The 23,377-nt window shown below is 52.2% G+C and carries 22 protein-coding genes and 1 pseudogene; 17 read left to right on the forward strand and 6 right to left on the reverse strand.

From position 1 onward, the window contains the following. The first annotated feature begins 17 nt into the window (after positions 1-17). The 3 genes from rplT (at position 18) to pheT (ending at position 4,144) form a co-directional block, all read left to right on the forward strand. Positions 18-419, forward strand: a complete 402-nt coding sequence (rplT, locus tag BKD14_RS00970; protein WP_022709387.1) for a 50S ribosomal protein L20 — start codon at positions 18-20, stop codon at positions 417-419. 177 nt (positions 420-596) lie between these two features. Further along, positions 597-1,706: a phenylalanine--tRNA ligase subunit alpha gene (pheS, locus tag BKD14_RS00975; RefSeq protein WP_075653947.1), complete on the forward strand. Its 1,110-nt coding sequence runs from the start codon at positions 597-599 to the stop codon at positions 1,704-1,706. Positions 1,707-1,726: 20 nt separating this feature from the next. After that, positions 1,727-4,144 carry a phenylalanine--tRNA ligase subunit beta gene (gene pheT, locus BKD14_RS00980; protein ID WP_075653948.1) on the forward strand — a complete coding sequence of 806 codons (2,418 nt, stop codon included), beginning with the start codon at positions 1,727-1,729 and terminating at the stop codon, positions 4,142-4,144. 52 nt (positions 4,145-4,196) lie between these two features. Here pheT and BKD14_RS00985 read toward each other — a convergent pair whose 3' ends face one another. The 3 genes from BKD14_RS00985 to BKD14_RS00995 are packed head-to-tail and all read right to left on the reverse strand — an operon-like array spanning position 4,197 to position 5,573. Next, entirely contained in the window at positions 4,197-4,550 is a 354-nt protein-coding gene (locus tag BKD14_RS00985; RefSeq protein WP_075653949.1) for a VOC family protein, read from the reverse strand. 7 nt (positions 4,551-4,557) lie between these two features. After that, complete coding sequence (locus BKD14_RS00990; RefSeq protein WP_075653950.1) at positions 4,558-4,944, reverse strand: GFA family protein; 387 nt, start codon at positions 4,942-4,944, stop codon at positions 4,558-4,560. Positions 4,945-4,964: 20 nt separating this feature from the next. Then, complete coding sequence (locus tag BKD14_RS00995) at positions 4,965-5,573, reverse strand: TetR/AcrR family transcriptional regulator (RefSeq protein ID WP_022709392.1); 609 nt, start codon at positions 5,571-5,573, stop codon at positions 4,965-4,967. Positions 5,574-5,709: 136 nt separating this feature from the next. On the opposite strand from BKD14_RS00995, the gene BKD14_RS01000 reads away from it, so the two are divergent. After that, positions 5,710-6,906 carry an MFS transporter gene (locus tag BKD14_RS01000; RefSeq protein ID WP_245293537.1) on the forward strand — a complete coding sequence of 399 codons (1,197 nt, stop codon included), beginning with the start codon at positions 5,710-5,712 and terminating at the stop codon, positions 6,904-6,906. A gap of 53 nt (positions 6,907-6,959) precedes the next feature. On the opposite strand, the pseudogene BKD14_RS01005 reads toward BKD14_RS01000, so the two are convergent. Beyond that, positions 6,960-7,940, reverse strand: a pseudogene (locus BKD14_RS01005) (aldo/keto reductase). Positions 7,941-8,040: 100 nt separating this feature from the next. On the opposite strand from BKD14_RS01005, the gene BKD14_RS01010 reads away from it, so the two are divergent. The 11 genes from BKD14_RS01010 (at position 8,041) to BKD14_RS01060 (ending at position 19,624) form a co-directional block, all read left to right on the forward strand. Continuing rightward, positions 8,041-8,925: a LysR family transcriptional regulator gene (locus BKD14_RS01010; protein WP_075653952.1), complete on the forward strand. Its 885-nt coding sequence runs from the start codon at positions 8,041-8,043 to the stop codon at positions 8,923-8,925. A 14-nt stretch (positions 8,926-8,939) separates the two neighbouring features. Then, the gene (locus BKD14_RS01015; protein ID WP_075653953.1) at positions 8,940-9,566 is read left to right on the forward strand and encodes a nucleotidyltransferase family protein; all 627 of its coding nucleotides are present in this window, start codon (positions 8,940-8,942) and stop codon (positions 9,564-9,566) included. Positions 9,567-9,581: 15 nt separating this feature from the next. Next, positions 9,582-10,553, forward strand: a complete 972-nt coding sequence (locus BKD14_RS01020; RefSeq protein WP_075653954.1) for a Gfo/Idh/MocA family oxidoreductase — start codon at positions 9,582-9,584, stop codon at positions 10,551-10,553. Between the two features lie 317 nt (positions 10,554-10,870). Continuing rightward, complete coding sequence (gene dnaK / locus BKD14_RS01025) at positions 10,871-12,778, forward strand: molecular chaperone DnaK (RefSeq protein WP_022709398.1); 1,908 nt, start codon at positions 10,871-10,873, stop codon at positions 12,776-12,778. A 390-nt stretch (positions 12,779-13,168) separates the two neighbouring features. Further along, positions 13,169-14,323 (forward strand): molecular chaperone DnaJ, encoded by a 1,155-nt coding sequence (gene dnaJ, locus BKD14_RS01030; protein ID WP_075653955.1) that lies wholly within the window; start codon positions 13,169-13,171, stop codon positions 14,321-14,323. Between the two features lie 199 nt (positions 14,324-14,522). Continuing rightward, on the forward strand, positions 14,523-15,122 hold the full coding sequence (gene pmtA, locus BKD14_RS01035) for a phospholipid N-methyltransferase PmtA (protein ID WP_028233481.1): 600 nt from the start codon (positions 14,523-14,525) through the stop codon (positions 15,120-15,122). 131 nt (positions 15,123-15,253) lie between these two features. After that, positions 15,254-15,814, forward strand: coding sequence for an NAD(P)H-dependent oxidoreductase (locus BKD14_RS01040; protein ID WP_022710327.1), 561 nt, complete (start codon positions 15,254-15,256; stop codon positions 15,812-15,814). 55 nt (positions 15,815-15,869) lie between these two features. After that, entirely contained in the window at positions 15,870-16,601 is a 732-nt protein-coding gene (gene pyrF, locus BKD14_RS01045) for an orotidine-5'-phosphate decarboxylase (protein WP_175576047.1), read from the forward strand. Positions 16,602-16,623: 22 nt separating this feature from the next. Further along, on the forward strand, positions 16,624-16,917 hold the full coding sequence (locus tag BKD14_RS01050) for a DUF1330 domain-containing protein (protein ID WP_075654711.1): 294 nt from the start codon (positions 16,624-16,626) through the stop codon (positions 16,915-16,917). Between the two features lie 101 nt (positions 16,918-17,018). Then, positions 17,019-17,960 (forward strand): glutathione synthase, encoded by a 942-nt coding sequence (gene gshB / locus BKD14_RS01055; RefSeq protein WP_075653958.1) that lies wholly within the window; start codon positions 17,019-17,021, stop codon positions 17,958-17,960. 128 nt (positions 17,961-18,088) lie between these two features. Next, positions 18,089-19,624 carry a YifB family Mg chelatase-like AAA ATPase gene (locus BKD14_RS01060; protein ID WP_075653959.1) on the forward strand — a complete coding sequence of 512 codons (1,536 nt, stop codon included), beginning with the start codon at positions 18,089-18,091 and terminating at the stop codon, positions 19,622-19,624. Positions 19,625-19,650: 26 nt separating this feature from the next. Here the strand turns inward: BKD14_RS01060 and BKD14_RS01065 are convergent, their stop codons facing one another. Next, entirely contained in the window at positions 19,651-20,280 is a 630-nt protein-coding gene (locus BKD14_RS01065) for a transglutaminase-like cysteine peptidase (protein ID WP_075653960.1), read from the reverse strand. 245 nt (positions 20,281-20,525) lie between these two features. Further along, positions 20,526-20,903, reverse strand: a complete 378-nt coding sequence (locus tag BKD14_RS01070) for a septal ring lytic transglycosylase RlpA family protein (RefSeq protein ID WP_075653961.1) — start codon at positions 20,901-20,903, stop codon at positions 20,526-20,528. A gap of 710 nt (positions 20,904-21,613) precedes the next feature. Between BKD14_RS01070 and BKD14_RS01075 the strand changes: the two genes are divergently transcribed. Both BKD14_RS01075 and BKD14_RS01080 read left to right on the forward strand, forming a co-directional pair. Then, complete coding sequence (locus tag BKD14_RS01075; RefSeq protein WP_083646731.1) at positions 21,614-22,087, forward strand: YbaN family protein; 474 nt, start codon at positions 21,614-21,616, stop codon at positions 22,085-22,087. A 54-nt stretch (positions 22,088-22,141) separates the two neighbouring features. After that, the gene (locus tag BKD14_RS01080) at positions 22,142-23,326 is read left to right on the forward strand and encodes an aminotransferase (protein WP_075654713.1); all 1,185 of its coding nucleotides are present in this window, start codon (positions 22,142-22,144) and stop codon (positions 23,324-23,326) included. Positions 23,327-23,377 lie beyond the last annotated feature (51 nt).

The following is a 23,377-nucleotide window of genomic DNA, read 5'->3' on the forward strand; positions in this document are numbered from 1 at the left end:
TTTAAGGATATCATACTATGGCACGTGTTAAACGCGGCGTGACAGCTCACGCAAAGCACAAAAAAGTCCTGAAGCAGGCTGAAGGTTTCCGCGGTCGTCGTAAAAATACGATCCGCACTGCTAAAGCTGCTGTCGATCGTTCGAAACAGTATGCATACCGCGATCGCAAGAATCGCAAGCGCACTTTCCGCGCTCTGTGGATTCAGCGTATCAATGCTGCTGTTCGCATGCATGGCCTGACCTATGGCCGTTTCATCGATGGTCTTGCTAAAGCGAACATCGAAGTAGACCGTAAGGTTCTGTCGGATCTGGCTATTCATGAGCCAGCAGCATTCGGCGCGCTCGTTGCATCCGCAAAGAAAGCGCTTGAATATCTGAAAGACACAACTCCAAACGCTTTTGAGTCCGCTGTCAACTAAGCCAGCCGCTCTTCCAAAGCTTTTGAAATTGTATTTGGAGAACCCGCGCTGGTGGTACTGGCGCGGGTTTTTCGTTTGAAATAAAACGATACCGGATGGAGCAGAAGCGGCTTACGCATTGTTTCATGCGAGAAAAACAGATGTTGTTGCACGGCACAATTATCAAGGATCTGAATAATGAGCGATCTTGAACAACTCGAACAGGGCATTTTGGCAGAGATTGCCGCTGCCGGTGATGAACAGGCGATTGAGGCCGTGCGTGTTGCCGTTCTCGGCAAAAAAGGTTCGGTTTCTGAAAAGCTGAAATCGCTGGGCGCAATGAGCCCTGAAGAGCGCCAGACACAGGGGCCGGCCATTAATGGTCTGAAAAACCGTGTTACGGATGCGTTGACGTCCCGTAAAGCCGAGCTGCGTAAAATTGCAATTGCTGAGAAGCTGGAGCGCGAGAAGGTCGATGTGACCTTGCCGGTGCGCCCTTCCGCTGCATCGCGCGGTCGTATTCACCCGATTTCTCAGGTGATTGATGAGATTACGGCAATTTTTGCCGATATGGGTTTCTCTATTGCCGAAGGTTCGGACATTGAAACCGATTACTACAATTTCACGGCGCTGAACTTCCCTGAAGGTCATCCGGCGCGTGAAATGCACGATACATTCTTCTTCCAGCCGGATGAAAATGGTGAGCGCAAGCTGCTGCGCACCCATACTTCGCCGGTACAGGTACATACGATGGAGCGCTTTGCGAAACTGCGTGAAAGCCAAGGTCGCGATGAGCCGATCCGTATCGTTATTCCGGGCAAGACCTATCGTATGGATTCCGATGCCACCCACTCACCGATGTTCCATCAGGTGGAAGGTCTGGTTGTCGATAAATCCTCGAATGTTGCCAATATCAAATGGGTGCTGGAAGAGTTCTGCAAGGCGTTTTTTGAAGTGCCTTCAGTCAAGATGCGTCTGCGTCCGAGCTTCTTCCCTTTCACTGAGCCGTCGATGGAAGTTGACATTCAGTGCGACCGTTCTGGCGGCAATGTGAAATTCGGCGAAGGCAATGACTGGCTGGAAATTCTCGGCTGCGGCATGGTGCATCCGAATGTGCTGCGCAATGCGGGCTATGATCCGGATGTCTATCAGGGCTTTGCATGGGGCATGGGGATCGACCGTATCGCGATGCTGAAATACGGCATGCCTGATCTGCGCGCTTTCTTCGATGCGGATGTGCGCTGGCTCAATCACTATGGTTTCCGCCCGCTTGATCTGCCGACATTGTTCGGCGGTCTGAGCGCGTAAATACAGGAAGGTATAAACAGATGAAATTCACGCTTTCCTGGCTCAAGGATCACCTTGAAACCGACGCCACGCTGGAAGAAATTCTCGAAAAGCTGACAGATATCGGTCTGGAAGTGGACGGGGTTGATGACCGCGCGGCCTTTAAAACATTTAAAATTGCCAAAGTGCTGACAGCTGTTCAGCATCCGGATGCGGATAAGCTGCGCGTTCTCACCGTTGATACCGGCGAGGGTCAGCCGGTACAGGTCGTGTGCGGTGCACCGAATGCCCGCGCCGGTCTGGTGGGTGTCCTTGGCAAGCCTGGCGATTATGTGCCGGGTCTCGATGTTACTTTGTCTGTCGGCAAAATCCGCGGTGTTGAGAGCTTCGGCATGATGTGTTCCGAGCGCGAGCTGGAACTGTCTGATGAGCATAACGGCATTATTGATCTGCCGGAAGACGCGCCGGTAGGCATGAGCTTTGCGACCTATATGGGCATTGATGATCCGGTCATCGAAATCGGCCTCACACCAAACCGTGCGGATTGCACCGGTGTGCACGGCATTGCCCGTGATCTGGCAGCAGCCGGTCTCGGCAAGCTGAAAGGTGATGTGATTGCGCCGGTCAAAGGTGCAGGCGCTACACCGGTTAAAGTTATTCTCGATCAGGATGCTGACAAGCCGTTCTGTAACGGTTTCTCGCTGCGTCTGGTGAAGGGCGTTAAAAACGGCCCGAGCCCGAAATGGCTGCAGCAGCGCTTGACAGCAATTGGTCTGCGCCCGATCAATGCGCTCGTAGATATCACCAATTATGTGACCTTCGATTATGGCCGTCCGCTGCATGTGTTTGATGCTGCCAAAGTGCAGGGGAACCTGACTGTTCGCGCTGCCAAAGAAGGTGAAACCGTACTGGCACTCGATCAGCGCGAATATAAGTTGTCTGCAAATCATTATGTGATTGCTGATGAAAAAGGCGTGGAATCCATTGCCGGCATCATGGGCGGTGAACATTCAGGTTGCGATGAAAACACCACGGATGTGCTGATTGAATCCGCGCTCTGGGATGCGCGTATGATTGCGCGTACCGGTCGTGAGCTGGGTATCATCACCGATGCACGCTATCGTTTTGAACGCGGCGTTGATCCGGAAATGATGGAATCCGGTGTTGAACTGGCAACGAAACTGGTGCTGGATTTCTGCGGCGGTGAGCCAACCGAAACAGAAACTGTCGGCTACACACCATACAGCCCGCGCGCGATTGAATTTCCGGTATCGGAAGTCAAGCGCCTGACCGGTATTGAAGTCTCCTATCAGGAATCTGCGGATATTCTGGCACGCCTCGGCTTCGCGGTTGAAGGTGACGGCAAGGCTGTTTTGCAGGTCAAAGTGCCGTCATGGCGCGGCGATGTGGAAGGCAAGGCCGATCTGGTTGAAGAAGTGATGCGTATTCACGGCATCAATCAGATTGAACCGCAGCCGCTGCCGAATATGGGCAGTGTAAACACAAAAATCCTGACCACGCTGCAAATCCGTACCCGTCTTGCCAAGCGTATTCTGGCAACACGCGGCATGATGGAAGCGGTGACATATTCCTTCATTTCGGAAGCACAGGCCAAAGCTTTTGGCGGTGGCAAACCGGAACTGAAACTGGCGAACCCGATTGCATCCGATATGTCGGATATGCGCCCTTCGCTGCTGCCGGGTCTGTTGTCCGCAGCCCAGCGCAATGCTGACCGTGGTTTTGCTGATCTGGCACTGTTTGAAGTGTCGGGCACCTATGAAGGCGACAAGCCTGAAGACCAGCGCCGTGTGGCTGGCGGTATCCGTCGCGGTACAGCCGGTGTTGAAGGTGCAGGTCGTTTCTGGTCTGGCAATGCGCAGAATGTTGGCGTGTTTGATGCGAAAGCGGATGCACTGGCGGTTCTGGAAGCCTGCGGTGCGCCGGTTGACCGTATTCAGATCGAAGCCGGTGGTCCGTCATGGTATCATCCGGGCCGTTCCGGCACGCTGAAGCTCGGTCCTAAAGTGGTACTCGGTACTTTCGGTGAATTCCATCCGGATGCACTGGAACTGCTCGATGTTTCGGGCGCTCTGTGCGGCTTTGAAGTGTTTATCGATGCGATCCCTGAGCCAAAGCAGAAATCCGGTGCTACCAAACCTGCTCTGACACTGTCGCAGTTCCAGAGCGTGAAGCGTGACTTTGCTTTTGTTGTCGACAGCACTGTTGATGCAGCAGCGATTGTCCGTGCAGTGAATTCCGCCGAGAAGAAGCTGATTGCCGGTGCACAGGTGTTTGACATTTTCACCGGCGCATCGCTGGGTGAAGGCAAGAAGTCTGTGGCTGTGGAAGTCGTCTTGCAGCCGCTTGACCGCACACTGACCGATGAAGATCTGGAAGGCGTAGCCAAGCGGATCGTCGAAGCTGTTACCAAACAGACCGGCGGCACATTACGCGGCTGATTTTTGCCAATATGGAAAACAAAAAACCCGCCATTCCGGCGGGTTTTTTATTTTAGCCACGAAGGCCTATGCAATTGCCCCATGGATCGCGGATTTGGCACATGCGCAATCCGTCCTGAATATTTAACGGGCCGCGATAGAGAACTCCGCCGACTGACAACATATGCGCGACAGCCTGATCAAAATCCTCAACCTGCCAATAGACGACAGAACCGGCAGCGCCTGAGGCGACTTTTTCATCAGCAGGCACAATTTCAAGATCAATCGTGCCGATCCTGAGATAGTCGAAATCAAACTCATCTAGTCGGCAGGCAACAGCCTGCGGAAAAGCCCGCTGATACCATTGCAGAGCTTGAGCAACATCACTGACATGGATGAGGACGGAGGCGATTGTCTGGCTGGTCATTGTGGTTCTACCGGCGTTCAGGATGCCACCAGTCGGGCTTCATATCTTCAAAAGACGTATATTCCGGTGCGAATTCCGGCTGATTATTATCGTCGAAACAGCCGAGCAGCAGCGCCACAACCGGTTCATCATCAATCGCTCCGACAGAGCTGCCACAAGCAGGGCAAAAAGCGCGTTTGGAATAATGGGAGGAGCGATATGTGGCAGGCTCGCCGCCTTCCCCTGTCCAGCGCACGGCCTGAGCCGCAAACTCCACCCACACGGCTGTGAGTGAACCGGTATGTTGCTGACAGTTCTTGCAGCAGCAACCATGGGGCTTGAGCTTTAAGGGATCACTTTGCGCTTCAAAACGGATGGAGCCACACAGACAGCCGCCACTATAGGTTTTCATCATTTCTTCTGATGTCCCGTTTGTCAGGCCGGTACTGTTACACGCTCCGGCATGGCGCGCATAGCCATTTCAATAATGCTTTGCACAGACTCGCGGCTGCCGCCGTCACGGGCTTCATAGGACAGGCTCTGCAACATGGCATGGTAGAATTCTGCCATCTGCGTCAGGTCTGTGCCTTGCGGCAGGTCGCCGTCTTTCAGCGCGCGTTCACAGCGGGCGAAAATCCGCTCGAAAGCCGTTTGACGAATGGTTTTGAGAAATTCTTTGACCTGTTTGTTTTCCGGCTTGCACTGGATGCTGCTGACGCTGACCATGCAGCCGCCTGCAGAACAAGCATAGGTTTTATCCGCATGAGTTTCCAGCATGGCGCGGATGCCCTGCTGAATCGTCTCCGCTTTATCCAGCGCAACCAGAGGCGCTCCGCCGATTGTTGCGGTGTAATGATCCACCGCCTCACGGAAGGCCTGCTCCTTGGAGCCAAAAGCGGCATAAAAACTCGGCGGGGTAATGCCAATAGCCGCAGTAAAGTCGTTAATCTGGGCGCATTCATAGCCTTTTTCCCAGAAAACTTTCATAACTCTGTCCAGCGCATCTTCGCGATCAAAGCTGCGCGGTCTGCCGCGTAAAGCCATTTCATACCTTTCTTTAGTATGTCTTATATAATTCACTTGACCGCAGCATTCAAGTTGCTATGAATTATGTAATCATCACTACATAATGAGATTCACGATGACTGATATTTGCGATTCCGCGCTGCCCGCGGAGCGAATGACTAATATTGCTGTTAACACGATTACGCGTTCTGAAGCGCATAAACCAGCAATTCCGCTGGTTGTTTATTGCTTATCGCTGGGTGTTTTTGCTTTAACAACATCCGAACTGATGATTTCCGGTCTGTTGCCGTCGCTGCAGCAGGCCTTTGGCCGGTCCATTGCCGATATCGGCAATCTGATTTCCCTCTATGCTTTGGGTATGGTTTTTGGCGGGCCGGTGGTGACGCTGCTGTTTCTGGCTTTGCGTGTTGAACATAAAAACGGATTGCTTGGTATCCTGATCTTCTATGCCATTGCTCAAAGCGTTGCAGCCTCGACCTCAAGTTTTGAGGTGATGATGATTGCCCGTGTACTCACCGGTATTGCAGCGGCAGCAGGATTTGGCCTGATGCTGGCAATCACTGCGCGTCTGGTTGCTGCCAATATGCGGGGGCGTGCCGTGTCGCTGGTGTTTGCAGGGCTGATGCTGGCGACAGCATTGGGCGTGCCACTGGCAACATGGATAGACAGCCTGTTTGGCTGGCGCGTCAGCTTCTGGCTGATTGTGCTGGTGATATTGTTCTGCGCTTTGACTGTTGCGCTGAAAATTGAGAAAAGCCCTGCGGGTCACTCGGCAACCTTGCAGACTGAGCTTCAAGATATGCGCAACCCTGCTCTCTGGGCAGCTTATGCCACCAGCGCATTGGCAATCGGCTCGTCCTTTGCTTTTTACAGCTATTTCTCTCCGATTATGACTGATCTGGCACAGTTTCCGGTGCATCTCATGCCGTTTTTGCTGACCCTCTATGGTATTGCCAATATTGCAGGTAACTTTCTGAACGGTCGTTTTGCTGATCGCTATACGATGCCACTTCTGATTGGCGGTATAGCAGTCATGGTTGTTGCAATGCTGATTTTTGCGTGTTTCGCAGAATCAAAACCGGCGGCACTGCTTTCTGTTGTTCTGATCGGTCTGACGGGGATTGCGCTTAATCCTCCGCTGGTTGCCCGTATCATGCGCATTGCCCATCCCGGTGCACTGGTTAATGCCATGCATGCCTCGGTGATTAATATCGGCCTGAGCTTTGGCCCATGGGCAGGTGGTTTGGCGCTGGAAAACGGCTCCGGCCTGCATGCGCCGCTCTGGGTTGGTTTTGGCATGGCATTGGCAGCATTGCTGACACTGGCACCCCGTTCTTTGCGCCGCCTGTGATGGGTGTGTGATTGAGTGACGCTGTTTCATCCGTTGAAACAGCGTCATTTTGTTTAAAGACCCGTCATGGCCAGCGAAGCATCCGTGTAGCGTTTGCCGGATACCTGATCGGGCGTGATGATAGCGCCGATCTGTTTTAACTCCTCAGCCGAGAGATCAATCTCTGCAGCTTTGATATTCTCATTGAGACGGCTGATTTTACGGGTGCCGGGGATAGGCACAATAAATTCTGCCTGATTGAGCACCCATGCCAGTGCGAGCTGCGCCGGTGTGATTTGTTTACCGGCTGCAATCTGTTAGATCAGATCAATCTGTGCATTATTGGCAGCGAGATTTTCCGGCTGGAAACGCGGCAGGGTTTTGCGGAAATCATTCTCTGCCAGATCAGCCTGTGTGCGGACACTGCCTGCCAGCATGCCGCGGCCAAGCGGGCTGTAAGGCACAAAGCCGATGCCCAGTTCCCGGCAAACCGGTAGCACTGTGCTTTCCGGATCGCGCACCCAGAGCGAATACTCGCTTTGTAATGCAGCTATCGGATGTACGGCATGGGCGCGGCGCAGAGTTTCAGGCCCCGCTTCAGACAGGCCGATGGTGCGGATTTTACCCTCAGCAATCAGGTCTTTCAATGTACCGACCACATCTTCAATCGGCACAGCCGGATCAACGCGGTGCTGGTAGAACAGGTCAATCACCTCAATACCAAGGCGTTGTAAGGAGGCTTCTGCCACAGCGCGGATATGATCGGGATGGCTGTTCACACCATTTGATGTGCCGCCTTCAATTTTGAAGCCGAATTTCGTGGCAATAGTCACTTTATCGCGATGCGGTTTCAGTGCCTTGCCAACCAGTTTTTCATTTTCAAAAGGCCCGTAGACTTCTGCCGTGTCAAAGAATGTCACGCCGCTGTCCACCGCATGATGCAGAGTGCGAATGGCTTCTGCCTCATCCTGCCCGCCATAGGCATGGCTCATGCCCATGCAGCCAAGACCAAGAGTAGAGACTGTCAGTTCAGAGCCGAGTTTGCGCATCTTCATGGTGATTTTCCTTATTTCATCCGGTGACGAAAACATATGTCAGTTCTGATTGTTCGATAATCCGGTTTTATTTTTACGCCCTGTTCGGTAAAACAGATCAATGAAACGCTCTCAGCTCTCCCAATTGGCGGTTTTCGCCACAGTTGCCGATCATGGCAGTTTTCGTGCGGCGGCAAAAGAACTGGCTATTGCACCCTCTGCCGTCAGTCAGGCTGTTGCCCAGCTTGAGGCCGATCTTGGCATTACGCTGCTTTCACGCACTACCCGTTCCGTGCATTTGACAGAGGCAGGACAGCGTTTGTTGGCAGAGCTTGCACCGGCGCTGGGTGGTATCAATGCCGCATTGCTGGCCGTACAGGATATGCGTGCCAGACCTGCCGGAACGGTACGGATCAGCACGCCGCGCTCTGCCGCCCATTTGTTTCTGGCACCGAAATTTCAGGCATTCGGTGCGGCCTTTCCGGATGTGGTGCTGGATATCCACATTGAAGATCAGTTTGTGGATATTGTCGCTGCCGGTTTTGATGCCGGTATCCGCTTGGGAGAAAGTCTTGAGAAAGATATGATTGCCGCACCGCTCGGCCACGCCTTGCGCAGTCCGGTAGTCGGTTCTCCGGTCTATCTTGAGCGCCATGGCATACCGCAGCATCCGCAGGATCTGATGACACATCGTTGTATTCTCAAGCGGTTTTCATCCGGTAGTCTTTATCACTGGGAGTTTGAAAAACAGGGGCACCGGCTGGATGTCAAGCTGAGCGGCCCGCTGATACTGGATGATAATCACCTGTTGTTGCAGGCGGCGCTGGATGGTGCAGGGCTGGTCTCGCTGCTGGAACCCTATGTGGCAGAATATATACAGAACGGTACGCTGACAGAGGTTTTGCCGGACTGGACACAGCAATTTCCGGGTATGTATATTTATTATCCGAACCGGCGTAACATGCGGCCGGCGCTTCGTGCTTTTATTGATTTTTTCAAATTATAACCGTCGGAAATCCTATGTCCCATTTGCGTTTTTCCGGACTGCCCGCACAGGAGCAGCAAGATATTTTTCTGGATATTATCCGAAACAGCCCGCTTCTGAAGGATGTGCTGTGCCGCGCACAGCAGCTGAACCTGCCGGATTGGTATATTGTATCCGGCGCGCTCTATAATCTGGTGTGGAATGTGCTGACCGGCAGGCCGGAAGCCCATGGCATCAAAGATATTGACCTGTTTTATTATGATGCTTCCGACATATCCTACGAGGCAGAAGACCGGATCATCAAGACAGGTGACGGGGTGTTTTCCGCTGTGCCTTTGCCGGTGGAAATCCGCAATCAGGCGCGGGTGCATTTGTGGTATGAAAAGCATTTCGGACTGGTTTGTCCGCCTTTGCGCTCCAGTGAAAACAGCATTGACCGCTTTGCTTCGAAAACCCATGCGGTCGGCATAAGGCTTGAACAGGATGGCAGCTTGAAACTCTATGCGCCTTTCGGTCTGGATGATATTTTCTCGCTCCGGATGACACCCAATCCGGTGGCTGATAATCGTCAAACACATCATGTCAAAGGTCTGCGGGCACAGAAAAACTGGCCGGAAGTGACAGTTGTTCCCTGGCCTGAAATGACCGCACTCAATTCATAACGGAAAGGTATCCTTATGTTCCGCTGGGGTATTTTATCGACCGCCAATATTGGTATCACGCAGGTACTTCCTGCAATCGCGGCATCCGAAACCGGTGTGGTTCAGGGCATTGCCAGCCGTGATGCGGCGCGTGCCCGTGCTGTGGCCGACCGGTTCAACGCACCTTTGAGCTTCGGCTCCTATGAAGACTTGCTGGCAAGCGATCAGATTGACGGCGTTTATATTCCGCTGCCGACATCGCAGCATATTGAGTGGTCGTTGAAAGCGGCAGAGGCGGGCAAACATGTGCTCTGTGAAAAGCCAATCGCTTTGAAGGCGGAGGAGATTGACCGTCTGATCGCTGCGCGTGATCGCCATCAGGTGGTGATTTCAGAAGCTTTCATGGTCTATTATCATCCGCAATGGGCAAAGGTGCGTGAACTGATTGCCTCCGGCCAGATCGGCCGTTTGCGCATGGTGCAGGGCTGCTTCACATATTTTAATAATGATCCGGCGAATATGCGCAATCAGGTTGCACTTGGCGGCGGTGCCTTGCCGGATATCGGGGTCTATCCGACTGTGGCGACGCGTATGGTGACAGGGCAGGAGCCGCAGGAGATTTTTGCCCGACTTGAACGCGATCCGGATTTCGGCACCGACCGTTATGCAACTGTGCTGGCGCGTTTTGCGGATTTTGATCTGAGTTTTTATGTGGCGACGCAGCTATCTGGGCGTCAGCAGATGGTTTTCCATGGTGATCAGGGGATGATTACGGTTCATGCACCGTTTAACGCCGGAAAATACGATCATGCACGGGTCACATGGCATGACAGTTCACACACTGCTTCACAGGAATGGACTTTTTCCAATATCAACCAATATAGCCTGCAGGCAGATGCTTTTGTGCGCTTTGCCCGCGGAGAGAAAGAAGTGCTTTTCAGTCTTGAAAATTCAAAAGCCAACCAACATGTTATTGACAGGATTTATGCAGCAGCCGAAAAGCAGTGACATAAAGCGCATCCTAAAAAGCGGAAACCGGTTTTTGGATAAGATGTGCGGCATGCTTCGTGCTGTAATAATTTTTTAAATTCTGAAAAAACCGTCAAAATCGCTCAAAACAGATAAAAAACGCATCAAAATGCGGGATTTTTGTCGCAACCGCGGGCTTGTGGCTTGCAGTGAAAATCCCCCCTTCTTATATACCCCTCGACTCGTGGCGATCAGGCGTTTAAAAGCCGGTTCGTTTTGTCAAAAACCCGATAGGGGCTGCCACATGGAATGCTCGGCAGAGGTCCCGGCAGTTCGCTGAATGGAGAAGAATAAATATGGCTAAAGTAATTGGTATCGATCTGGGAACGACCAACTCCTGCGTCGCCGTTATGGACGGTAAGACTGCGAAGGTCATTGAGAATGCTGAAGGTGCACGTACAACGCCTTCGATTATTGCTTTTACCGATGGTGACGAACGTCTCGCTGGCCAGCCTGCGAAACGTCAGGCTGTTACCAATCCGGAAGGCACACTGTTTGCTGTTAAGCGCCTGATCGGCCGCCGCTTTGATGATCCGATGGTCACCAAAGACAAAGATCTCGTACCTTACAAGATCGTTAAGGGCGACAATGGCGATGCATGGGTAGAAACCCATGGCAAGAAATATTCGCCTTCGCAGGTATCCGCGATGATCCTTCAGAAGATGAAGGAAACCGCTGAATCCTATCTCGGTGAAAATGTAACACAGGCTGTTATTACAGTTCCTGCTTACTTCAACGATGCTCAGCGTCAGGCAACCAAAGATGCCGGTAAGATTGCCGGTCTGGAAGTTCTGCGTATCATCAACGAACCGACCGCTGCGGCTCTGGCCTATGGTCTTGATAAGAGCGAAGCCAAAACCATTGCTGTTTACGACCTTGGTGGTGGTACATTCGACGTGTCCATCCTCGAAATCGGCGATGGCGTGTTCGAAGTTAAGTCCACCAATGGTGACACTTTCCTCGGCGGTGAAGACTTTGACATGCGTCTGGTTGAATATCTGGCAGCAGAATTCAAAAAAGAGCAGGGCATTGATCTGAAGAACGACAAGCTGGCTCTGCAGCGCCTCAAGGAAGCCGCAGAAAAAGCGAAGATCGAACTGTCTTCTGCTCAGCAGACCGAAATCAACCTGCCGTTCATCACCGCTGATGCAACCGGTCCTAAGCACCTTGCCATCAAACTGTCGCGTGCGAAGTTTGAAAGCCTGGTGGATGATCTGGTTCAGCGCACCATTGAACCATGTAAAGCTGCACTGCGCGACGCTGGCCTCAAAGCCGGTGAAATCAGTGAAGTTGTGCTGGTCGGTGGTATGACCCGTATGCCGAAAATTCAGGAAGTTGTTAAAGCTTTCTTCGGCAAGGAACCACATAAGGGTGTGAACCCTGATGAAGTGGTTGCGATGGGTGCTGCTATTCAGGCCGGTGTTCTGCAGGGTGACGTTAAAGACGTTCTGCTGCTCGACGTAACACCGCTGTCGCTCGGTATTGAAACACTTGGTGGTGTGTTCACCCGTCTGATCGACCGCAACACAACCATTCCGACCAAGAAATCGCAGACCTTCTCGACCGCTGAAGATAATCAGTCGGCTGTGACGATCCGCGTTTCGCAGGGCGAGCGTGAAATGGCTGCAGACAACAAGATGCTCGGCCAGTTTGATCTGGTTGGCATTCCGCCTGCACCACGCGGCGTACCGCAGATTGAAGTGACTTTTGACATCGACGCGAACGGTATTGTTAACGTGACCGCGAAAGATAAAGGCACCGGTAAAGAACATCAGATCCGTATTCAGGCATCCGGCGGTCTGTCCGATGCTGATATTGAGAAGATGATCAAAGATGCGGAAGCCAATGCGGATGCCGATAAGGCACGCCGTGAAGCTGTGGAAGCCAAGAACCAGGCTGAAGCTCTGATCCACTCGACCGAGAAGTCGCTGAAAGACTATGGCGATAAAGTTTCCGGTGATGACAAGGCTGCGATCGAAACAGCTCTTGCTGCACTGAAAACCGCTGTTGAAGGCGATGATGCGGAAGACATCAAAGCGAAAACACAGACCCTTGCTGAAGCTTCCATGAAGCTTGGTCAGGCTATGTATGAATCAGCACAGGCTGAAGAAGGTGGCGAAGACGCTGCTGATGCCCGCGCTGATAAGGACGATGTTGTTGACGCCGATTTCGAAGAAATCGACGAAGACAAAAAGAAATCCTGATTTATCAGGTTGAAAGGCAAAGCCCGGCTTAGTGCCGGGCTTTTGTCCATTCAGTTGCCTGCGGTTTTGCATGTCTTTCACGGCAAAATGCAAAATTCAGGGCACATGAATTTACCCGTCTCTGGACATCGGTTTGCGGTGTCACCACATAAACCGGACGGGATGAACAGGTCAGCGCCGGATATTGGTTTGTTAAAAACTAGAGCATGTCTCCCAAAAGTGGGCACCGGTTTTGCGTTTAAGACATGCGTAAAAAAAACCGTTAGAGCGAGAGCAGTGGATACGATTAAACGCGACACGCTCTAGGGCTGCGACAACCTTCAATGACTGTCTGAAAATGTTCTGATCGGGGCGGCATCATCAGACAACAGCCATCGGGACGAATGGTTTATGAAAGTGGATTACTACGAAACGCTCGGCGTTGTCAGAACTGCGGATGATAAGGTTATCAAGACCGCTTATCGCAAACTGGCAATGCAATATCATCCGGATCGCAATCCGAATGATGCGGAAGCAGAGCGCAAATTTCTTGAGCTGGGCGAAGCCTATGACGTGCTGAAAGACCCGCAAAAACGTGCGGCCTATGACCGTTTCGGTCATGCAGCCTTTGAAAATGGCGGCGGCGGTGCCGGCGGTGCCGGCGGATTTGGCGGCTTCGGCGGCGGCGGTTTTGGTGCCGGTGGCTTTGCGGATATTTTCGAGGATATTTTCGGCGATGTTATGGGTGGCGGTCGCAACCGTCGCTCCGGCGGCCGTGAGCGCGGTGCTGATCTGCGCTATAATATGGAAGTAACGCTCGAGGAAGCCTATGCCGGTAAAACGGCACAGATCAGTGTTCCGGGTTCTATTTCCTGTGAGGAATGCACGGGTACCGGTGCCAAGAAAGGCACACAGCCGGTTACCTGTACAACTTGCGGCGGCGCCGGTCGTGTGCGCGTGGCGCAGGGCTTCTTCTCTGTGGAGCGTACCTGCCACACCTGTAACGGCCGCGGCCAGATGATTAAAGATCCGTGCCCGAAATGTGACGGCGCGGGACGTATCAGTCAGGAACGCAATCTGTCGGTCAATATTCCGGCAGGGATTGAAGACGGCACACGCATTCGCCTGACCGGTGAAGGTGAAGCCGGTACACGCGGCGGACCGAGCGGCGATCTTTATATTTTCCTGTCGATCAAGCCGCATGAATTCTTCCAGCGCGACGGATCTGATCTTTATTGCAAAGTGCCGATCTCAATGGCGACAGCAGCACTGGGCGGTCAGTTTGAAGTGGCAACGCTTGATGGTACGCAGACCCGTGTGAAAGTGCCGGAAGGCACCCAGAACGGCAAACAGTTCCGCCTCAAGGGTAAGGGCATGCCGGTATTGCGCCAGCAGACAACCGGCGATCTCTATATCCAGATTGCGATTGAAACACCGCAGAACTTAAGCAAGCGTCAGCGTGAATTGCTCGAAGAGTTTGAGCAGATTTCGTCAAAGGAAAACAGCCCGCAATCGACCGGCTTTTTCTCGCGGATGAAAGAATTCTTTGAAGGTATCCGCGATTAGAGCTTTAAAATTATGCTCTAAGCGCTTTTATTGCAGAAAATAACCGGAGCGGCATTTGTATTTCATGCAAATGCCGCTTTTTTATGCGCCCTATTTTATGGGGGTCACAAAGAAAAATATCATCTCTCTCCGTTTTTGCCTTGCTTCCGCCGCGAAACGCGGCAATTCTTTGTCTGCTGGCGACATATGGGAGTATTTGATGGCTGGGCTGATACCAAAGAAACTTGCACAAAAATTCGATGAAGAGATCCGCTTTTTCAAAGGCTGGATCGATAAGCCGAAAGCTGTCGGTGCCATCCTGCCGACAAGTGGTGTTACAGCACGCCGCATGGCCAGCATTGTTAACCCGTCATCGGGGCTGCCGGTTCTGGAGCTGGGGCCCGGCACCGGTGTGATTACCAAAGCCATTCTTGAGCGCGGAATTGAGCCGCAGAACCTGTATTCAGTTGAATATTCGGCTGAGTTTTTCCACCATTTGCAGAGCACTTATGCAGGTGTGAACTTCCTGCAGGGCGATGCCTTTGATCTTGATAATGTGCTCGGTGAAGCGCGGGATCAGCAGTTCGACAGCGTGATTTCCGCTGTGCCGCTGCTCAATTTCCCGATGGAAAAACGACTGGCATTTCTTGGCGATTTGCTGACCCGTATTCCTGCCGGCCGTCCGGTGATGCAGATTTCTTACGGGCCGGTTTCACCGCTGCCGGTCGGGCGCGGTGCCTATAGTGTCGAAGGTTTTGATTTTATTCTGCGCAATTTGCCGCCTGCGCGCCTGTGGGTTTACCGCCGGATTCTGGTATAGATTACGACCAACTGTAGAATGCAGCACAGAACGCCGTATCAGAATGTTGATGCGGCGTTGCTTTTTTATATGCGGCGCTAAATAGTGATGTTCTGACTATTTGTTTTGCCGCCATTGAAAGGATCAGCCCTATGTCCTCAGTTCTCGTTTTTGCCGGATCCACCCGTAAAAATGCCTATAGCGGTCAGCTTGCCGGAGCTGCCGTGCAGGAACTGACGCGGCAGGGCGCAGACGTAACCTATATTTCGCTCAAAGATTATCCGTTGCCGATTATGGATCAGGATCTGGAAGCGGAAGAGGGCATTCCGGAAAATGCTTATAAGCTTGCACGGTTGTTTGCGGCGCATAAAGGCCTGCTGATTGCTTCGCCTGAATATAATTCCTCAATCCCGCCTTTGCTGAAAAACACGCTGGATTGGATCAGCCGCATTCATGAAGATGGTGGTAAGCCGTTTCAGCCGACATCGCATCTGACGGTGGCACTGTGTTCGTCTTCACCAGGCGGATTTGGCGGTATGCGCGGTCTGTATCATCTGCGCTCGGTTATGATGATGCTCAATACCCAGATTATTTCCGAACAATGTTCTGTTCCCCATGCCCATCAGGCATTCAATGAAGACGGCGCTTTGCGCGATGAACGCACGGCGCAGACCCTTGCCCGTGTCTGTCGCAGCCTTATCAGCAAGATCTGATCTTTTCACTCAGCGCTTGTTGTGCGATGAGGGATAAATTTCAGATCAGAATGAAGTGCGGAGACAGATGATGGATGTGAGCAGCGTGCGCGACCGGTTGATCGTTGGCCTTGATGTGCCGGATGTAATTGCAGCGGAAAAGATCGTTGAGGAACTTGGCGATACGGTTTCGTTCTATAAAATCGGTTACCAGCTGGTGTTTTCGCAAACGGCAAAGGGTGGCGGTCTGGATTTTGCTTCACGCCTGCTTTCAATGGGCAAAAAAGTCTTTCTTGATGTGAAACTGCTCGATATCGACAATACAATCGCCAAAGGCGTGGAAAATATCGCCAAGCGCGGTGTGACCATGATGACGCTGCACGCCTATCCAAAAGCGATGCGTGCCGCTGTGGAAGCTGCCAAAGGCTCAGACCTCTGCCTGCTTGGTGTGACTGTGCTGACCTCAATGGATCAGGCGGATATGCTGGAGGCCGGTTACACTATGTCACCGGAAGAACTGGTGCTGCGCCGCGCGCAGCAGGCACGTGATGCAGGGATGGGCGGTATTGTAGCCTCTGCCGCTGAGTCGGCCGCTATCCGTAAAATTGTCGGGCCGGATATGGCGATTGTCACGCCGGGTATCCGTCCTGCGGGCAGTGAAGCCGGAGACCAGAAACGTGTGATGACACCGGCAGATGCACTTCGCGCCGGTTCGAGCCATCTTGTTGTGGCGCGTCCGATTGTTGGTGCTACAGATCGTAAAGCGGCGGCACAGAGTATTCTGGAAGAAATGGCTGCAGCTGTGTGAAAATCATGAATGGGAGTAAATGATGACGAAAGCTTACTGGATTGCCCGTGTCGATGTGCGTGATGCTGAGCGTTACAAAGATTATATCAGCACAGCCAAGCCCGCTTTTGAGCGCTTCGGTGCCAAGTTTATTGCCCGTGGCGGCGCTGCCCATGCGGTAGAAGGGCAGGGACGCGCGCGTAATGTCATCATTGAATTCCCGAGCATGCAGCATGCATTGGATTGTTATAATTCACCGGAATATCAGGCAGCTGTGGCAATTCGTCAGACTGTTGCCGATGGTGAGGTTATAATTGTTGAAGGCAATGCAGCCTGATCACATTAATGTAGTTAGCATTATAAATACCGGCCTTTACTGGCCGGTATTTTGTATTAAATATGCGTAGCAGTTACTGAAATTATGAGACAGAGGGCACCATGGCTTTGAAAATTGCGGTTCAGATGGACCATATCAATTCCATTCGTATCGCGGGTGATACCAGCTTTGCTTTGTGCCTTGCGGCAGCAGAGCGTGGCCATGAGCTTTATCATTACACACCGGATCGCCTGTCGATGCGTGATGGTGTGGTCAGCGCGGCACTGGAGCCTTTGCAGGTACGTGATATTGAAGGCGATCATTTCACACTCGGTGAAGCCGTGCATACGGATTTGTCGGAAATGGACGTTATCCTGCTGCGTCAGGATCCGCCTTTTGACATGAATTATATCACCACAACGCATCTTCTGGAGCGTATTCATCCGAAGACATTGGTGGTGAATGATCCGGCATGGGTGCGCAACAGCCCTGAAAAAATCTTTGTTACAGAATTTCCGGATCTGATGCCGGAAACACTGATTACCAAAGACTTGCAGGAAGTGCTCAAATTCCGCAGGGAGTTCGGCGATATCATCATCAAACCGCTTTACGGCAATGGTGGCGCAGGCGTGTTCCATCTGACGACAGATGACCGCAATCTGACATCACTGCTGGAAATGTTTGAACAGATGTATCGTGAGCCGTTTATTGCCCAGCGTTATCTGAAAGATGTACGCTCCGGCGATAAGCGCATTATTCTGATTGATGGTGAACCGGTGGGGGCAATCAACCGCGTACCGGCGGAGAGCGATGCCCGCTCCAACATGCATGTCGGCGGTCGTGCGGAAGCCACGGAACTGACACCACGTGAAAAAGAAATCTGCGCACGCATCGGACCGTCGCTGAAAGAGCGTGGATTTATTCTCGTCGGCATTGATGTGATCGGTGACTATATGACTGAGATTAACGTGACTTCACCGACCGGTATTCGTGAGATTAAACGCTTCGGCGGTGCGGATATTGCGCAATTGTTCTGGGATGTGGTTGAAGCCAAGCGCGCTTAAATTTCATCTTTATAACTAATTGATATAATTAATAAAACACCGGAAACTCATTTGCAGTTCCGGTGTTTTTGTTTGTTGATGTTGCTCATTTCCCCTGCTTAAAATGATGTATCGGGTGGGGGCATGAAATGATTGCACGGGTCAGTACAGTTGCTTTTCAGGGCATAGAGGCCAAGCTTGTTGATGTGCAGGTAATGGCGGCACCGGGCAAGATGAGCATGTCGATTGTCGGCCTGCCGGATAAAGCTGTGGCTGAGAGCCGTGAGCGGGTGCAGGCGGCGCTTCATGCTTCCGGTCTGTCGATGCCGGTGAAGAAAGTGACCATCAATCTGGCACCGGCGGATTTGCCCAAAGAAGGCTCGCATTATGATCTGCCGATTGCCATGGGGCTGATGGTGGCGGTCGGTGCTTTGCCGGAAGATTGTCTGCAATCCTTTGTGGTGCTGGGAGAGCTGGCTCTGGATGGCACAATCGCACCGGTTGCCGGTGTGCTGCCCGCAGCGATAACCGCCAATATGCATGATCTCGGATTGATCTGCCCACAGGCTTGCGGGGCAGAGGCTGCATGGGCTGATGCGGATATGCCGATCCTTAATCCGCGCAGTCTGATCGCGCTCGCTAATCATTTTCGCGGTACACAGGTGCTGTCCCGTCCGCAACCGGCCATACAGAGCTTTTCGGAGGGGCCGGAGATGTTTCCTGATCTGGCGGATGTGAAAGGGCAGGAGACGGCTAAGCGTGCTCTGGAAGTGGCTGCTGCGGGCAATCATAATTTGTTGTTTGTCGGCCCTCCGGGTTCGGGTAAATCGATGCTGGCGCAGCGTCTGCCCGGTATTCTGCCGCCTTTGTCGCCGCGGGAGATGCTGGATGTCTCAATGATTGCCTCAGTTTCCGGTACGTTATCCGGAGGCAGGCTCACAGACCGGCGGCCGTTTCGCAGTCCGCATCATTCGGCATCAATGGCGGCTATGGTTGGCGGCGGGCATAAAGCAAAGCCCGGCGAGATATCTATGGCTCATCACGGTGTGCTGTTTCTTGATGAATTACCGGAGTTTTCTCCGCAGGTGCTGGATTCGATGCGTCAACCCTTGGAAACCGGTGAATGTATGATCGCGCGTGCCAATCATCGCATTAGCTATCCGGCACGGTTTCAGCTGGTGGCGGCGATGAATCCGTGCAAATGCGGTATGGCGGGAGAGCCGGGCTTTACTTGTGCGCGGGGGCCGCGTTGTCGCAGCGATTATCAGGCGCGGATATCAGGGCCATTGCTGGATCGTATTGATCTGCGGGTGGATGTGGCTGCTCTCAAACCCTCTGATCTGATTTTAACAGGGCAGGCAGAAAGCAGCGCTTCCGTTGCACAACGTGTGGCGCAGGCGCGGCAAATCCAGCAGGAGCGTTACCGGCAATCGGGCATGGCGCATATTATGACCAATGCGGCCTGTCCGCCCAATATTCTTGAGGAGGTAGCCGCAGTCAGCAATGACGGACGCAGATTGCTTTATGATGTGAGTGAGAAATTGCGACTGTCAGCACGTGCCTATCATCGTGTTTTAAAAGTCGCACGTACGCTGGCTGATCTTGATGCGGTGGCGCATGTGGAGCGCACACATGTGGCTGAGGCTGTTTCCTATCGCACATCGACGGAAATGGTCAGTGCCTGACCAGGCCGTTATATTACGCTACTGGCTTATTTAACAGCGCCGACAACCAGATTGCCTGGAGTTTCAATGGAAACCCAGCGACCAGTATGGTTGGCAGCCTGACGCTTCAGATAGCTATAATCAGTTTCCTGCCAGTTTTTCACGGCATCGGTCAGATTATCGAGGATGAAATCACCACGATCAGTGCGCACGGTCAAAACCGCATGCCCTTCACCGTCCGGCTTACGCAGAACAGTGATGAGCAATGAACTGAGCGGAATACCGGCTTTGGCAAGTTCACGGCGCTTGAGCAGGACATATTCTTCACAATCGCCGACAGTGGTGGAATAGGTCCAGTATTCTTCTACACCATAGATTTCCATATCAGTCATTGGCTGGATCAGCGCGTTGACTTCAATATTGACCTGAACAATTTTCGCCCATGTTGCCTGATCGAGCTTGACCGGCGCTGTCTGCGCAGAAGTAACATTGCATTCGGCTGGCAGTCGTTTGCAGAATTCGTAATGACCGATTGGCTGTGATGTCAAACCGCCGGTTGCCATGAACGGGCTGCCTGTCTGGGCTGCAAGTGCTGATGAGCCAAACGCCAATACCAAACTTGCTACCAAGCCTGCGGCTGACAGTGTCAGATTTTTAAATTTTACAAAACTGAACATACACAACGCCTCAGCCACAGCTACTTATTAACGAAATGTTAATATCGGTAACAGGTAAGAGTCAATTGTGCGGGGCGCGCTGCACCCGAGTTTATTAAGAAATGGTTAACAAGTATTAAGGGGCAGTTTTGCCCCTTTAATATTCCCGAAAAAGCGGAAACCGGTTTGCGACCGGAAATGCGTGAAAGCAAACAGGCAGAGCATTTCCGGTGTTTCAGGATGAACAGGAAATGCTCCGGCGTTGATTACAGCTTGTTGTAGCAAACCTTGGTATGGCCTGCGCCGACAAAGCCGAGTTTCTGCGCTGCGCCTTTGGAAAGATCCAGAACACGGCCTTTGATGAACGGGCCGCGGTCGTTAATCCGTACCACGAGCGATTTTCCGTTGTTCTGATTGGTCACACGGACTTTGCTGCCGAGCGGCAGGGTGCGGTGTGCGGCAGTCATACCTGCCGGATTCATGCGTTCACCTGATGCGGTTTTTGATGTCAGTGCATACCAGGAGGCGCGGCCGCAATTGGCAGCAGCAGCTTCAGCCTGACTGCTGGAAAAAGCAGAAATTAAAAAGACAGCGGCGGAAAATGCAAAGAGGGCAGGCAGGCGCTTGGTGCGGATCGTCGTCATAGGTCGTACCGGTGTCAGCAGCCGGAGGTTGTACAATAAGTGTACAAAATATCGGGTGCGACGGTTGTGTCAGAGCGCGGGCGCAGAATGCTGATAAATTGCAGTCAGTCATCCGGTCTGTCGTTATCAATAATCTGAAGTAACAGAAGTTCAGGCGCTCAACTGCAATGTAAATGTGGCGCTGAAATGGTCACAAATGGAATATATTTTGGATTGAATTTTAGGTTAACAATCTGTAAAATTTCGTTATATTGAGTATATATTATGAGTTAAGACTTTTATATTTTCAAATTTGTCTTTTATGAATCGAAAATGTATTTGTCATTATTTATTTTTATGGAAATATGACTCTGCGTCTGATCGTATTTCAAGAACTGGACATGTTTACTTTCGGATTCAAGACTGAGTCCAAGGGGCGGCCGGTACAATCTGTGTTTGCAGGCCAAGTTTAAAAAGCTTTCCGCCAAGGTGTAAATATTGTGGCGAAATTGTGATTTTGGCCGGTGATCACGTTTTTGAAAGCTGATTGCTTGTCTCACCTTTTGGGTTTAGAGCTTAATACAGGCGTTTTTGGATGCACAATAAGACCGGCAGGCAGAATCGGGGAGGATGGTTTTGCTGCTGAAAAACGTGCAAACTCAGCCGGAAAACGTTGATAAACAAACGTTGGCAGGCAAAAGCCGGAACAGAAGATTATATCGGATCGTATTATGTCGCTTCCTCCATCGGATCATTCCCAGAGCAGGCCTGAGCTCAAGCCGGTCACGACACCGGAGAGCGTGCAGCAAGAGCAGACGCCTGCTCAAGCGGTTGTTCTGTCCGGCCCGCAACGCTTTCTTTATCTGTGTCTCGGTTTTCTGATGCTGGCATTGGGGATTATCGGTGCAATTCTGCCGGTGATGCCGACGACAATCTTTATTATTCTGGCAGCATGGTTTTTTGCCCGCTCATCACCGAAGCTTGAAAAGCGCATTCTGGCGCACCCGCAATTCGGGCCTTTGGTCATTAAGTGGCGCGATCGCGGCGCGATTCCGCGTCGCGCCAAGAAATTTGCTTGTGGCGGTATGATGATCGGCTATGCGATTTTTCTCTGGAGCGCCCAGCCCGGATTATATTTAGGCGCAGGCGTTGCGCTTTTTATGTTGGCTTGTGCTTACTATGTGGTATCCCGACCAGAGGAGTAAAATCCGGTGCATATCTGATGGTGCTGCCGGATGCATAATATCTGGGAGCCTATTATGAGTGACAATGCTGCGCCGCGGATTAATCCGGCAGTTTCTGCTTTATCTTTGCCGCCAATTCCTGCTGTCAAAGCATGGGCGCAGGCCTATGACGGTGCTTTGGGGCCGTTGATTGATTTGTCTCAGGCCGTACCGGGTTATCCGCCGCATGATGAAATGCTGCGTTTTTCCGGCGAAGCGGCATCTTCCAAAGCTTTTGCCAATTACGGGCCGATTGAAGGTCTGCCGGCTCTGCGTGAAGCCTATGCCGCGCATGTGAGCCAGCTTTATAAAGCCAAACTGGATGCAGCACAGGTGCAGATTACAGCCGGTTGCAATCAGGCATTTATCGCAGCCGTGATGGCGCTGGCCGGTGCCGGTGATACGGTGATGCTGAGCAATCCGCTCTATTTCAACCATGAAACTTCGCTGGCGATGCTCGGTATCAAGCTGGAGCTGATGCCATGTCGTGCGCAGAACGGTTTTGTACCAGACCCGCAGGAACTGAAACAGGTTCTGCATGCCGGTATTAAAGTGCTGGCGCTGGTCACTCCGAATAATCCGACCGGTGCGGTCTATTCACCGGACGTGCTGAAGCAGATTTATGAGATTTGCCGCGCCAATGGCACATGGTTGATTCTCGATGAGACCTATCGCGATTTTCTCGAAGATGCCGATGCGGTGCCGCATCATCTCTTTGATGAGGCTGACTGGAATGATTATCTGATCCAGCTTTACAGCTTTTCCAAATCCTTCTGTATTCCGGGGCATCGCCTTGGTGCAATTATTGCGGCGGAAGCTGTGATTGGCGAGATTGCTAAGATCATGGACAATCTGCAGATTTGTGCGCCGTTGCCGCCGCAGGCCGCAATTGCGCAGGCGATTGAACCGCTGACCGAATGGCGTAATGAAAACCGCCGTGAAATTGCGCATCGGGCACAGGCTTTGCGTAGTGCAATTGCGCAAATGGAAGGCTGGGAAGCCATTTCCGTTGGTGCCTATTTCGCCTTTGTCCGCCATCCATTCAAAGGAGTGGAATCTGCGGCTGTGTCAGAAAAACTGGCAAAGACCTGCGGGATTATCACCATTCCCGGCGCTTATTTCGGTGCAGGGCAACAGGACTTCCTGCGCTTTGCCTTTGCCAATGTGGATGCGGAAACCATTACGATGCTGCCGGAACGTGTAGCTACGCTGCGGTTTTAACTGCTGTTCATTGTGCCGCATATAACCATCTGGCGCTTAAGCTGATTCTTC

Origin of the sequence: Pseudochrobactrum sp. B5, from assembly GCF_001939785.1 — a bacterium.
GTDB classification, from domain to species: domain Bacteria; phylum Pseudomonadota; class Alphaproteobacteria; order Rhizobiales; family Rhizobiaceae; genus Pseudochrobactrum; species Pseudochrobactrum saccharolyticum.